The 13,035-nt window shown below is 52.5% G+C and carries 11 protein-coding genes; 4 read left to right on the top strand and 7 right to left on the bottom strand.

Annotated features, from left to right (window positions below; translation table 11 throughout):
- Window positions 1–170: 170 nt before the first annotated feature.
- From FD428_RS15930 to acrA, 4 genes are all read right to left on the bottom strand, one after another.
- Window positions 171–389 (bottom strand): HHA domain-containing protein, encoded by a 219-nt coding sequence (locus tag FD428_RS15930; protein WP_002892050.1) that lies wholly within the window; start codon window positions 387–389, stop codon window positions 171–173.
- A 27-nt stretch (window positions 390–416) separates the two neighbouring features.
- Entirely contained in the window at window positions 417–791 is a 375-nt protein-coding gene (gene tomB, locus FD428_RS15925; RefSeq protein WP_012133514.1) for an Hha toxicity modulator TomB, read from the bottom strand.
- A gap of 501 nt (window positions 792–1,292) precedes the next feature.
- A complete protein-coding gene (gene acrB / locus FD428_RS15920) occupies window positions 1,293–4,439 on the bottom strand; it encodes an efflux RND transporter permease AcrB (RefSeq protein ID WP_012133513.1) in 3,147 nt (1,048 codons plus the stop codon).
- Between the two features lie 22 nt (window positions 4,440–4,461).
- On the bottom strand, window positions 4,462–5,655 hold the full coding sequence (gene acrA / locus FD428_RS15915) for a multidrug efflux RND transporter periplasmic adaptor subunit AcrA (RefSeq protein ID WP_012133512.1): 1,194 nt from the start codon (window positions 5,653–5,655) through the stop codon (window positions 4,462–4,464).
- 141 nt (window positions 5,656–5,796) lie between these two features.
- On the opposite strand from acrA, the gene acrR reads away from it, so the two are divergent.
- Complete coding sequence (acrR, locus tag FD428_RS15910) at window positions 5,797–6,450, top strand: multidrug efflux transporter transcriptional repressor AcrR (protein WP_012133511.1); 654 nt, start codon at window positions 5,797–5,799, stop codon at window positions 6,448–6,450.
- A 119-nt stretch (window positions 6,451–6,569) separates the two neighbouring features.
- Window positions 6,570–9,932 carry a mechanosensitive channel MscK gene (gene mscK, locus FD428_RS15905; RefSeq protein WP_047458417.1) on the top strand — a complete coding sequence of 1,121 codons (3,363 nt, stop codon included), beginning with the start codon at window positions 6,570–6,572 and terminating at the stop codon, window positions 9,930–9,932.
- 36 nt (window positions 9,933–9,968) lie between these two features.
- Here the strand turns inward: mscK and FD428_RS15900 are convergent, their stop codons facing one another.
- The 3 genes from FD428_RS15900 to priC all read right to left on the bottom strand — a co-directional run bounded on the left by FD428_RS15900 (window position 9,969) and on the right by priC (window position 11,683).
- Complete coding sequence (locus tag FD428_RS15900) at window positions 9,969–10,904, bottom strand: Rpn family recombination-promoting nuclease/putative transposase (protein WP_114847717.1); 936 nt, start codon at window positions 10,902–10,904, stop codon at window positions 9,969–9,971.
- 69 nt (window positions 10,905–10,973) lie between these two features.
- Window positions 10,974–11,141 carry a pleiotropic regulatory protein RsmS gene (gene rsmS / locus FD428_RS15895; protein ID WP_012133507.1) on the bottom strand — a complete coding sequence of 56 codons (168 nt, stop codon included), beginning with the start codon at window positions 11,139–11,141 and terminating at the stop codon, window positions 10,974–10,976.
- A gap of 14 nt (window positions 11,142–11,155) precedes the next feature.
- Window positions 11,156–11,683, bottom strand: coding sequence for a primosomal replication protein N'' (priC, locus tag FD428_RS15890; RefSeq protein WP_114847718.1), 528 nt, complete (start codon window positions 11,681–11,683; stop codon window positions 11,156–11,158).
- A gap of 69 nt (window positions 11,684–11,752) precedes the next feature.
- On the opposite strand from priC, the gene FD428_RS15885 reads away from it, so the two are divergent.
- On the top strand, window positions 11,753–12,121 hold the full coding sequence (locus FD428_RS15885) for a DUF454 family protein (protein ID WP_114847719.1): 369 nt from the start codon (window positions 11,753–11,755) through the stop codon (window positions 12,119–12,121).
- A gap of 177 nt (window positions 12,122–12,298) precedes the next feature.
- Window positions 12,299–12,850, top strand: a complete 552-nt coding sequence (gene apt / locus FD428_RS15880) for an adenine phosphoribosyltransferase (RefSeq protein WP_012133504.1) — start codon at window positions 12,299–12,301, stop codon at window positions 12,848–12,850.
- The last annotated feature ends 185 nt before the right edge of the window (window positions 12,851–13,035 follow it).

Below are 13,035 nucleotides of genomic sequence, written 5' to 3'. Positions count from 1 at the left end.
GTTTGTGGATTAACTGCCGCAGTACAGTAAAGCGCAACGCCTTTTAAGGGAACGTTCCCGTTGCCTTGATGTGATCTAAATCACGAGACGTAAAATAGGAATTAACGGTAAATACAGGGAAGCCCTCGGTCAGGCAGAACGAACGTATTCTCCATAGCGTTATGCAAAAATTAGCGAATGAATTTCCACACGGAGGTGGGAATCTTGTCGTAGAGCTTATTCATCGTCAATTCTGCAAGACGGTGATCTGCTGCTGAGTAAAATACAGCCAATTCATTGTCAGACAATTCATATTTATTTTTCTCTATTACACGTTCCAGCGTGTCTATTGTCTGGCAGCGTCGTAAACGCATCAAATAATCTGTTTTCGTTAATGGTTTATCGGACATAAATCTTACCTATGATTGTAATAATTTTTAACATGACAAGCTAACAGGATTCGCCCTGGTGGCATTGACGAAGCAGCGAAACAGGCGGTTTCCTGATTTTCGCCATTTTTGCAGATCCTGCGCATTAATGCCGTAACTGCTGAACAACATAAAGGTGTCATCCAGATATTCATCTATCTGTGCAATCAGCTTATTGTCCTCATTATACTTAATTTTATAATTAAGTGCGAAGGTTGCAATATGCTCTATCAGTTCATTGAGCTGAAGATTGATTGCCGAAGTAGGGTCATTAACCCAACCGTGGTTGCTTTCTTCAAGGTTTGCAAGACAGTCATGATACAGGGTTTCACAGAGAAATTTAAGCTGTGCGATATCATGTCTTTTGGGTGAGTACTCATCCATAACGCATCCCCTTCTTAGTGGCTTGAACTAACCGAACACCTTTCGGGATGGATACAACTAACTGACCTGGAACTTGCGCTCTTCTCCTGATGTTTTAACTATAATCCACTCTAAAAAAGATTTCATCGTCCTATTACGAAAAATTACAATTAGGTAAAAGTATGTTGCCCCAACGCAATTTTACATTTTAACCGTAAAAGACGATGCCTGAAATGAGGCGATCTTTTTATTGTTTTTGCAATCATTGAGTTATCGTCATTTGTGCTAACAACGATTGTTAAGAAGGCTGTTACACTCACGATATACCAGGAATAATCTTAATGATTTCTTAATTAACGGAAAAAATAAGAAATGACCAGACTCTCTAAGAATAGCCTTTAGCACGCTGGGGATTATATGTCTTATTTATTCTACGGTGAATAAACAAACTAACAATAAGCGCTTTTTATGATTTTTATCCAGAAAAAAGGCCGCTTGCGCGGCCTTTTCACAGGAGATGAATCAATGATGCTCTACCGAATGGCTGTGCTCAATGTCTTCGCTCTTGCGGCTAAAGCGGCGGCGTACCACCACAAAGAAGACCGGAACGAAGAAGATAGCCAGAACCGTTGCGGTGACCATCCCGCCCATTACGCCGGTGCCCACAGCGTTCTGCGCGCCGGAACCTGCGCCAGAGCTGATAACCAGCGGCATAACACCGAGGATAAACGCCAGAGACGTCATCAGGATCGGGCGTAAACGCATACGTACCGCTTCCAGCGTTGCTTCTATCAGACCTTTGCCTTCTTTATCCATTAAGTCTTTGGCGAATTCGACGATAAGTATCGCGTTCTTCGCCGACAACCCAATGGTTGTGAGCAGGCCCACCTGGAAGTAAACGTCGTTGGTCAGGCCACGGAAGGTTGCCGCCAGCAGCGCGCCGATAACCCCGAGCGGCACCACCAGCATAACGGAGAACGGAATAGACCAGCTCTCATACAGCGCCGCCAGACACAGGAAGACCACGATCAGTGAAATGGCGTACAGGGCAGGCGCCTGGTTGCCGGACAGTCGTTCCTGATAAGACATCCCGGTCCAGTCGTAGCCGATGCCGGATGGCAGTTTGCTTGCCAGCTCTTCCATCATCGCCATTGCTTCACCGGTACTCTTACCTGGTGCCGCCTGGCCGAGGATTTCCATTGAAGGCAGACCGTTATAGCGTTCCAGACGCGGTGAACCGTATTCCCAGCGCGAGGAGGAGAAGGCCGAGAACGGCACCATCTGACCATCGCTACCGCGCACATACCAGTTTCCGATATCTTCCGGCAACATACGGTATTTCGCTTCAGACATGACGTAAACTTTCTTCACACGACCACGGTCGATGAAGTCGTTCACATAGCTGCCGCCCCATGCTGCGCCCAGCGTCGTGTTAATATCGCTAATGGAAACACCCAGCGCCTGCGCTTTTTCCTGATCGATATCGACCTTGAACTGCGGCGTATCTTCCAGACCGTTCGGACGAACGCCGACCAGCAGATCCGGGTGTTTTGCAACTTCGCCAAATAGCTGGTTACGCGCCTGCGTCAGTTTTTCATGACCGAGGCCGCCCTGGTCAATCAACTGGAAGTCGAAGCCCGTTGCCGTACCCAGTTCGACAATCGCTGGCAGGTTAAAGGCGAACACCATCGCATCTTTAATCTGGGAGAATGCGCCCATCGCGCGACCGGTGATCGCATCGACTTTATTCTCATCCCCCGGACGGTCGGCCCAGTCTTTCAACGAGACGAACGCGATACCGGTGTTCTGACCACGACCAGCAAAACCAAAGCCGTTAACCGCAAAGACGGATTCAACGTTATCTTTCTCTTTGGTGAGATAATAGTCGGTCATCTCATCGAGAACTTTCTGCGTACGCTCCTGGGTTGCGCCCGCTGGCAGCTGCGCCATGCTCAGGAAGACCCCCTGGTCCTCGTCCGGCAAGAAGGAGCTTGGCAGACGAACGAACAGGTAAGCCATGCCGACAACGATGATCAGATAGAGCAGCAGATAACGACCGGTGCTGCGCAGGATGTTGCCTACGCTGTCGGTGTAGTGGTGCGTGCTCTTCTCGAACATGTTGTTGAACCAGCCAAAGAAACCTTTGGTTGACCCGTGGCTGCCTTTGGCAACCGGCTTAAGCATGGTGGCGCACAGGGCTGGCGTCAGGATCAATGCCACCAGCACTGACAGCGCCATTGCGGACACAATGGTGATGGAGAACTGACGATAAATAGCCCCTGTAGACCCGCCGAAGAAGGCCATCGGGATAAATACCGCTGACAGCACCATCGCGATACCCACCAGCGCGCCCTGAATCTGGCCCATTGATTTTCGCGTGGCTTCTTTCGGCGGCAATCCTTCTTCGGACATTACACGCTCAACGTTCTCTACCACCACGATGGCGTCATCCACCAACAGACCGATGGCGAGCACCATCCCGAACATTGTTAGCGTGTTTATCGAGAAACCGAACGCCGAAAGCACGGCGAATGTCCCCAACAGCACCACCGGCACCGCGATTGTCGGAATCAACGTCGCGCGGAAGTTTTGCAGGAACAGGTACATGACCAGGAACACGAGGATGATGGCTTCTACCAGCGTTTTCACCACTTCGTGAATGGAGATCGTCACGAACGGGGTGGTGTCATACGGGTAAACGATCTTCATCCCTGACGGGAAGAACGGTTCCATCTTCTTCAGTTCTGCACGGATGGCGTTTGCGGTATCCAGCGCGTTCGCACCGGTCGCCAGCTTGATCCCCAGACCAGACGCAGGCTGTCCGTTGAACTTCGCAATGATGTCGTAGTTCTCACCGCCCAGTTCAATTCTTGCTACATCGCGCAGGCGAACCTGGGAGCCATCCTGGTTCACTTTCAGCAGAATTTTACCGAACTCTTCCGTAGAGGTCAGACGCGTTTGTGCGATGATGGAGGCGTTCAGTTGCTGGCCTTTCACTGGCGGCGTACCGCCAAGCTGACCGGCCGCAACCTGGGCGTTCTGCGCTTTGATCGCGTTAATCACATCCACTGGCGTGAGCTGGAAGTTGTTCAGCTTCGTTGGGTCCATCCAGATACGCATCGCGTACTGCGAACCAAACAGCTGCACGTCACCCACACCTGACGTACGGCTGATGGCGTCTTTCATGTTCGCCGCAACGTAGTCAGAGATATCCTCCTGGGTCATGGTGCCGTCGGTGTTAATGACGCCCACAACCATCAGGAAGCTGCTGGATGATTTCTCAACGCTCACACCCTGCTGTTGAACCTCCTGGGGAAGCAGCGGCATGGCCAGTTGCAGTTTGTTCTGCACCTGAACTTGCGCGATATCTGCATCCGTACCGGATTCGAAGGTCAGGGTGATCTGCACGGTACCCGTGGAGTCACTGTTTGAGGACATGTACATCAGGTTATCGATACCGTTCATGTTCTGTTCGATAACCTGCGTCACCGTGTCCTGCACGGTTTTCGCATCAGCGCCAGGGTAAGTCGCGGAGATCGTCACTGCGGGCGGCGCAATCGTTGGATATTGCGCTACCGGCAGTTTGAGGATCGCGAGGCCCCCTGCCAACATGATGATAATGGCGATCACCCACGCAAATATAGGGCGATCGATAAAGAAATTAGGCATGTCTTAACGGCTCCTGTTTAAGTTAAGACTTAGACTGTTCAGACGGGTTAGCGCTTGCGGCTTGCTGTTCATTATCCGCGGTGACTTCCTGCGCTTTAACCTGCGCGCCAGGACGCACTTTTTGCAGCCCGGTAACAATCACGCGATCGCCCGATTTGAGTCCATCAGTGACTAACCACTTATCGCCAATCGCCTGGTTTGCGACGATCTGACGGGTTTCCACTTTGTCATCGGCGCCGACAACCAACGCACTGGCATCACCGCGTGGCGTACGGGTAACGCCCTGCTGGGGAACCAGCAATGCATCAGGATTGGTGCCTTCTTCCAGACGTGCGCGAACAAACATACCAGGCAGTAAGGTATGGTCCGGGTTAGGGAAGATTGCGCGTAACGTAATAGAACCGGTGGTTTGGTCGACGGTGACGTCAGAAAACTCAAGCGTACCGGATTGCGGATAGGTAATGCCGTCGCTGGTGACCAGCTCGACTTTCGCTTTGCCGTTCTCTTGCTTCAGTTTGCCGCTCGCCAGCTCCTGTTTCAGGCGCAGGAAGTCGTTGCTTGACTGCGTTACATCCACATAGATCGGGTCGAGTTGCTGTACTGTCGCGAGGGCGGTAGCCTGGCCGTTTTGTACCAGCGCGCCTTCCGTTACGGATGATTTACCGATCCGGCCGCTAATCGGGGAGGTCACTTTGGTATACGCCAGATTAATGCGTGCGGTTTCAACGGCCGCTTTTGCCGCCACAACGGACGCATTCGCCTGTTGCGCATCTGCCAGCGCGCTATCGTAGTCTTGTTGGCTGATGTATTTCGTACCCAACAGTTTCTGATAACGTTTAACCGTTAACTGAGCGATATTTGCAGCCGCCTGCGCTTTAGCGAGATCGCCTTTGGCGCTTTCGTAAGCCGCCTGGTAAGTCGCAGGATCAATCTGATAGAGAGACACACCCGCTTCAATGTCGCCGCCTTCCGTAAAGTTACGTTTCAGGATAATTCCGCTTACCTGAGGACGAACTTCCGCAATACGGTATGCATTGGTGCGACCCGGGAGTTCAGTAGTGATCTGTAGAGGTTCAGTTTTGAGCGTCACAACCCCAACTTCTGGCATCTGCTGACCACCTTGTTGGGCCTGTTTGTCGTCACATCCTGTTAGCGCTAAGCTGCCTGAGAGCATCAGAACGACCGCCAGAGGCGTAAACCCTCTGTTTTTGTTCATATGTAAACCTCGAGTGTCCGATTTCAAATTGATCAATGGTCAAAAGTCCACAAACCCATTGCTGCGTTTATATTATCGTCGTGCTATGGTACATACATCCACAAATGTATGTAAATCTAACGCCTGTAAATTCACCGACATATGGCACGAAAAACCAAACAACAAGCACAGGAAACTCGGCAACACATCCTGGATGTAGCTCTGCGTTTGTTCTCGCGACAAGGGGTATCATCCACTTCGCTCGCGGAGATTGCAAAAGCCGCTGGCGTTACACGCGGTGCAATCTATTGGCACTTCAAAAACAAGTCGGATTTATTCAGTGAAATCTGGGAGCTATCAGAATCCAATATTGGTGAGCTTGAGATTGAGTATCAGGCAAAATTCCCCGACGATCCACTATCAGTATTAAGAGAAATTTTAGTCCATCTTCTTGAAGCAACCGTGACGGAAGAGCGCCGACGTTTATTGATGGAAATTATATTCCACAAATGCGAATTCGTGGGTGAAATGGCGGTAGTGCAACAGGCGCAGCGAAGCATCTGCGTGGAAAGCTATGATCGCATTGAACAAACGCTAACACATTGTATTAAAGCAAAAATGCTCCCGGGAAACCTGATGACGCGTCGTGCGGCAATATTAATGCGCGGCTATATTTCCGGCATCATGGAAAACTGGCTCTTTGCGCCGCAATCCTTTGATCTGAAAAAAGAAGCGCGAGATTACGTCGCCATCTTGTTGGAAATGTATCTGCTTTGCCCGACGCTGAGGGCGGCGCCTGCCCTCGAAAGCCCCTGATATCATTCCAGGAATTATCCTGGACATTTTCTGTTCCGCTATTCTGTCCGTCACCGCCGTGATATTCTTGCGGCTTGACTATTTCCGGTCATTCTTCCGGTTCAGAAACCTTCACTCCCATGACTATGTTGCAGCTCTATAAACGTTCATCGCATCTTGTTTTTATCTCAATCATTTTCTTTGTGTTATTGCTGTGCGGTCAGTCGTCGGCGTTTGCCCGTGCGCAAACGAATGGCGATCTGCCGTCGAAAGCAGACGTGCAAAGCCAGCTGGATGCGCTGGGTAAACAGAAAGACCTCTCGGCGCTGGATAAACTGGTCCAGCAGGATCTCATCGATACGCTCGCCACGCTTGATAAAATCGATCGGGTAAAAGAGGAGACCACGCAATTACGCCAGAAAGTCGCGCAGGCGCCGGAAAAAATGCGTCAGGCGACGGACGCGCTGAATGCCCTCAGCGATGTGGATAATGACGACGAAACGCGAAAAACGTTGAGCACGCTTTCGCTGCGCCAGCTGGAACTTCGGGTTGCGCAGGTGCTGGACGATTTGCAGAACTCGCAAAACGATCTGGCGACTTACAATAGTCAGCTGGTTTCGCTCCAGACGCAGCCTGAGCGTGTGCAAAACGCGATGTATACCGCGTCGCAGCAAATGCAGCAAATCCGTAATCGACTGGACGGCACCAGTGTCGGGGATGGCGCATTGCGCCCGAGTCAACAGGCTCTGCTACAGGCGCAACAGGCGTTGCTTAACGCGCAAATCGATCAACAGCGCAAAAGTCTGGAAGGCAATACGGTTTTGCAGGATACCCTGCAAAAACAGCGCGATTACGTCACGGCGAACACCAATCGACTGGAACACCAGCTCCAGCTTTTGCAGGAAGCGGTCAACAGCAAACGTCTGACGCTAACCGAGAAGACGGCGCAGGAGGCGATCTCGCCGGATGAAACGGCGCGTATTCAGGCTAACCCTCTTGTGAAGCAGGAGCTGGATGTCAATCATCAACTGAGCCAGCGCTTGATCACGGCAACCGAAAACGGCAACGCGCTCATGCAGCAGAACATCAAAGTCAAAAACTGGCTTGATCGCGCGCTGCAATCAGAGCGCAATATCAAAGAGCAGATTGCGGTGCTGAGAGGCAGTTTGCTGTTGTCGCGTATCTTGTATCAGCAGCAGCAAACGCTGCCGTCGGCAGATGAACTTGTCGATATGACCAACCGGATTGCGGATTTGCGTCTGGAGCAGTTTGAAGTTAACCAGCAGCGTGACGCTTTGTTCCAGAACGATGCCTTTGTGGCCAAACTGGAAGAAGGGCACACTGACGAGGTTAATGACGAAGTGCATGATGCGCTGCTGCAAGTGGTTGATATGCGCAGGGAATTGCTGGATCAGTTGAATAAGCAACTGGGCAATCAGCTGATGATGGCCATTAACCTGCAAATCAATCAACAGCAGCTGATGAGCGTCTCGAAAAACCTTAAAGAGATCCTGACTCAGCAAATCTTTTGGGTTAACAGTAACCGCCCGATGGACTGGGACTGGATTAAAGCCTTCCCGCAAACGCTGAAAGATCAGTTCAGGTCGATGAAAATTACGGTGAACTGGGAAAAGGCCTGGCCTGCGGTATTCATCGCATTCCTCGCGGGGCTGCCTTTGCTGCTGATCGCCGGGGTGATTCGCTGGCGACTGAAATGGCTTAAAGCGTACCAGGAGAAGCTGGCGGCCGCGGTGGGATCATTGCGTAACGACAGCCAGCTCAATACGCCGAAAGCGATTTTCATCGATCTGATTCGCGCCTTGCCGGTTTGTCTGATAATCCTTGCGGTAGGGCTGATCCTCCTCACCATGCAGTTGAATATTAGCGACCTGTTATGGGCGTTCAGTAAAAAGCTGGCGTTGTTCTGGCTGGTATTCGGTCTGTGCTGGAAGGTGCTGGAGAAAGAGGGCGTTGCCATTCGGCACTTCGGCATGCCGGCGAAATTGACCAGCCACTGGCGCCGCCAGATTGTGCGCATCAGTCTGGCGCTACTGCCGCTGCATTTCTGGTCGGTGGTCGCTGAACTTTCTCCGCTGCACCTGATGGACGATGTGCTGGGGCAGGTGGTGATTTTCCTCAACCTTCTGCTTATTACTCTGCTGGTGTGGCCAATGTGCCGCGATAGCTGGCGTGATAAGGAGTCGCATGGTTTACGTCTGATCACGATTACCGTGCTCTCCATCATTCCCGTCGCGTTGATGGTGTTGACCGCGACGGGCTATTTCTATACCACGCTACGCCTGTCCGGGCGCTGGATTGAAACCGTCTATCTGGTGATTATCTGGAACCTGCTGTATCAGACCGTGTTACGCGGCCTGAGCGTCGCGGCGCGTCGTATTGCCTGGCGCCGTGCGCTGGCGCGTCGTCAGAATCTGGTGAAAGAGGGGGCGGAAGGCGCGGAGCCGCAGGAAGAACCGACCATTGCGCTGGAACAGGTTAACCAGCAAACGCTGCGCATCACCATGCTGCTGATGATTGCCCTGTTCGGGGTGATGTTCTGGGCGATTTGGTCCGATCTGATCACCGTGTTCAGCTATCTCGACAGCATCACGCTCTGGCACTACAACGGCACGGAAGCGGGCGCTGCGGTGGTTAAAAACGTTACGATGGGCAGCCTGCTGTTTGCCATTATTGTGTCAATGGTGGCCTGGGCGCTGATCCGTAACTTACCTGGCCTGCTGGAAGTTCTGGTACTTTCCAGACTGAAAATGCGCCAGGGGGCTTCGTATGCGATCACCACGATCCTCAACTACATCATCATTGCCGTTGGCGCGATGACGGTATTCGGATCGCTTGGCGTATCGTGGGACAAACTACAGTGGCTGGCGGCGGCGTTATCGGTTGGTCTTGGTTTCGGCTTGCAGGAGATTTTCGGTAACTTCGTCTCTGGCATTATTATCCTGTTTGAACGCCCGGTACGCATTGGCGATACGGTGACTATCGGCACCTTCTCCGGGACGGTCAGCAAGATCCGTATTCGTGCGACCACCATTACCGACTTCGATCGTAAAGAGGTGATCATTCCGAACAAAGCCTTCGTGACCGAACGATTGATCAACTGGTCGCTGTCCGACACCACCACCCGGCTGGTGATCCGCCTTGGCGTCGCCTATGGCTCGGATCTGGACAAAGTGAAAAAAGTGCTGTTGCAGGCGGCGACGGAGCACCCAAAAGTGATGCGTGAGCCAGAACCTGCGGTGTTCTTTACCACGTTTGGCGCCAGTACGCTCGATCATGAACTGCGTCTGTACGTGCGTGAACTGCGCGATCGCAGCCATACGGTGGATGAGCTGAACCGGACCATCGATCGTTTGTGCCGTGAAAATAACATCGACATCGCTTTTAACCAGCTTGAAGTGCATCTGCGCAATGAGAAAGGTGACGAGGTGACGGAAGTCAAACGCGAAATCAAAGGCGACGATCCGACGCCGTCGGTGGGCTAAGTTCTGTTCAGGGCGGCCAGGCCGCCCTGAGTACCTCTAATGGGAGAGCGCAGACAGCTCTTCTGGCGAGAGTCCGGTTAGGTGGGTGATCAGATCGGGGGCCAGACCGCTGTCGAGCATTTTGAGAGCGATGCTGCGCGCTTCGGCCTGACGACCTTCTTCTAAACCCTTCTGCCGTCCTTGTTGCATTCCTTTTTGCAGTCCGTCTGCTCTGCCTTTCTCTTCCAGCCATTCGGCAATGCTCATCAGTTGCTCCTTATACTGGGGGGCGCAGCTGGCCAGTTTGCGGATCAACGCGCCGGGGTCCGTGGTATTCCCAACCTGCAACATATAGTGTATCAGCACGTTGATTTGGCTACGGGTAAGGTGTTCCTGCGTTAATAGCGTGATTAATTGATCCTGTAATTCGGCCAGATCGCGTCGGCGTATATGCTTTTGCAGTAGCTCCAGCATCGCCATTCGCCGATGCCGCATGATCTGATTATCCGGCATTACGGTCAGGTCCACCAGCGCAAATTCATTGCTGTAAAGGCTATTGGCAAGCGCGGGCTCACAAAACATATTCTGCCAGTTCAGGCTGTAGGGCCACGGGCTAATTGACCCGTGGTAGAACAGTAAGGGAACCACTAACGGCAGCGTGTCGTGCCCGGCATCAAGATGCCGCTGCATGGCGGCGATGGCATAACGCATCAGGCGAAACGCCATGAATTTATCGGGTTTGCTTTGATGCTCAATCAGCGCATAAACGTAGCCTGGTCCATGCGTAGTTTGCAGGGAATAGAGGATGTCTGAATAGCTGGCCCGTAAGTTCTCTTCGACAAAACTTCCTGACTCCAGCGTCAGGGAATCCAGATTGCAGATGCGAAGAAAGGTGTCAGGTAAATGGATCTGTAAAAAATCCCGCGCGATCGCTTTTTGCGTCAGCAGTTGCCGAAATACCGCATCATGCGGCGTGGTTGAAAGTCGTTCCATGAACTGTCCGTCGTCATTGTGTCCCGACGCAGACTCTGACATTGACGGTGAGGACGCACCAGCTCCCTTTTAATCGCTTTGCGAGGCGTCTTCCGCGTTTTTTAGTTTGTTTTCATAATCACGCTTCACAATTTCCAGCGCGCGTAGCACGGTTTGCGCGGGCAACTGATTCTCTTCAAGCAGGACGATCAGATCGACGGCCAGTTTGACGTCGTCCGGGGCATTCTCAAGCGACATATTTTCTCCAGTGGTTAACGGGTCAGGCGCGCCAGTACGCGCTCTATTTTTTCCAGCGCATGACGACAGCGCGCCAGACGGCCTTCAAACGCCTCGATTTCCCGGTGCAGCGCCTGCTGCTCGGTGAAGCCGGTGACCTGCGCCAGACGGGCTTTACGCTCCTCGGCCATTTCCAGCAGACGACGCTCAAACTCCTGATGCTTTACGCGTTTACGTTGCCAGCGCGCCAGCCCCGGGGAGGCGCTGTCCCACTCCCTGAGCGACCAGGTCGCGGTTTCCCGTGTTATCGCCTCAATCTGTGAAACCAGGCGTTCCGCCAGCCAGGCAATCTGCGGCAGCGTCTGTTGTTCAACCGCATGGCGCAACGCGTCAAGGTTGGTTCCGGCTTCATCCAGATACGCCTTCAATAGCGTGCTGCGGGTGCGAAAAAGATGCCTGTCAAAGCGTGCGCTGAGCGTCGCATGCTGTGCCAGCGGCGCGCTCTGCTGGCGCAGACTGGCGAGCTGGCTTTCCAGCCTGTGTAACAGCATGGCGGTTTTCAATGTAACACTCCGATGAAAATGATAACTGTTATGCTACAGTAGCAGCCTTGTGTGCTACGTACTGTCATTATGAAACGTACTATTTTAATCATCATTGGCTGGCTGGCGGTAGTGTTAGGGACGCTGGGCGTCGTGTTGCCGCTATTGCCTACTACGCCGTTTATTTTACTGGCGGCCTGGTGTTTTGCCCGTTCGTCGCCGCGCTTTCATGACTGGCTGCTTTACCGCTCCTGGTTTGGCGGCTATTTGCGTCACTGGCAAAAGCATCGCGCGATGCCGCCGGGGGCGAAACCGCGCGCTATTGCGTTGATATTGATTACATTCGGTATCTCGCTTTGGCTGGTGCATATGATGTGGGTACGAATACTGCTGCTGGCGATCCTGGCCTGCCTGTTGATTTTTATGTGGCGGATACCGGTGATTGATGAAAAGCAATAAAAGCAATAAAAGCAATAAAAGCACTGAAGCGCAATAATCGCTGTTGCAATTGTCTTACGCAGCCAGTAAATTCGACCGTTTTCGAGCACAGGCGCAGACGGTTAAAGGTTAAACAATCGTTACTTTGACCCCCTTAATTCGCGCCGTGAGTAACACCGTAATAGCAGGCATATATCCATGACCGCGACTGCACAGCAGCTTGAGTTTCTCAAAAATAGCATTAAAAGCATTCACGATTACCCGAAACCGGGCATTCTTTTCCGTGATGTCACCAGCTTGCTGGAAGACCCGAAAGCCTATGCGCTCAGCATTGAATTGCTGGTTGAACGATACAAAAATGCAGGCATCACCAAAGTTGTCGGCACCGAAGCGCGTGGCTTCCTGTTTGGCGCGCCGGTCGCGCTGGGCCTGGGCGTCGGGTTTGTTCCGGTGCGTAAACCGCGCAAACTGCCGCGTGAAACGATCGCTGAAAGCTATGAGCTGGAGTACGGCACCGATCAGCTGGAAATCCACGTTGATGCCATCAAACCGGGCGATAAAGTGCTGGTGGTGGACGATCTCCTGGCGACCGGCGGCACAATTGAAGCGACTGTGAAGCTGATCCGTCGTCTGGGTGGGGAAGTGACCGATGCCGCTTTCATCATTAATCTGTTCGATCTGGGTGGTGAGCAGCGTCTGGCAAAACAGGGGATTACCTGTTATAGCCTGGTTCCCTTCCCGGGGCACTGATTCAGGCTAGCTTATTCGCCACTTTGGTTCCGGCCAGTGCCCGACAAAACGCATTTGCGTTTTGAACGCCGCTTGCGGCGGCTCAAAAGGGTGAGCGTCGCGAATAAAGCCTCACAACCTCGCTGTATTTGCGAGGTTGTGTTAGCATTCCCCCCATGAATCCACCTTCCAGCGTTTCAGAGCCA

It is taken from the genome of Citrobacter sp. TBCP-5362 (assembly GCF_005406305.1).
Lineage (GTDB): Bacteria > Pseudomonadota > Gammaproteobacteria > Enterobacterales > Enterobacteriaceae > Citrobacter_B > Citrobacter_B koseri.
The sequence above is the reverse complement of the archived record's forward strand: the minus strand, read 5'-3'. Positions and strand labels throughout refer to the sequence as shown.

Excerpts from the sequence above, each read along its gene's own strand:
- acrB (WP_012133513.1), bottom strand. The coding sequence starts at position 4,439 with ATGCCTAATTTCTTTATCGATCGCCCTATATTTGCGTGGGTGATCGCC.
- mscK (WP_047458417.1), top strand. The coding sequence starts at position 6,570 with ATGACTATGTTGCAGCTCTATAAACGTTCATCGCATCTTGTTTTTATC.
- rsmS (WP_012133507.1), bottom strand. The coding sequence starts at position 11,141 with ATGTCGCTTGAGAATGCCCCGGACGACGTCAAACTGGCCGTCGATCTG.
- tomB (WP_012133514.1), bottom strand. The coding sequence starts at position 791 with ATGGATGAGTACTCACCCAAAAGACATGATATCGCACAGCTTAAATTT.
- FD428_RS15885 (WP_114847719.1), top strand. The coding sequence starts at position 11,753 with ATGAAACGTACTATTTTAATCATCATTGGCTGGCTGGCGGTAGTGTTA.
- apt (WP_012133504.1), top strand. The coding sequence starts at position 12,299 with ATGACCGCGACTGCACAGCAGCTTGAGTTTCTCAAAAATAGCATTAAA.
- acrA (WP_012133512.1), bottom strand. The coding sequence starts at position 5,655 with ATGAACAAAAACAGAGGGTTTACGCCTCTGGCGGTCGTTCTGATGCTC.
- acrR (WP_012133511.1), top strand. The coding sequence starts at position 5,797 with ATGGCACGAAAAACCAAACAACAAGCACAGGAAACTCGGCAACACATC.
- FD428_RS15900 (WP_114847717.1), bottom strand. The coding sequence starts at position 10,904 with ATGGAACGACTTTCAACCACGCCGCATGATGCGGTATTTCGGCAACTG.
- FD428_RS15930 (WP_002892050.1), bottom strand. The coding sequence starts at position 389 with ATGTCCGATAAACCATTAACGAAAACAGATTATTTGATGCGTTTACGA.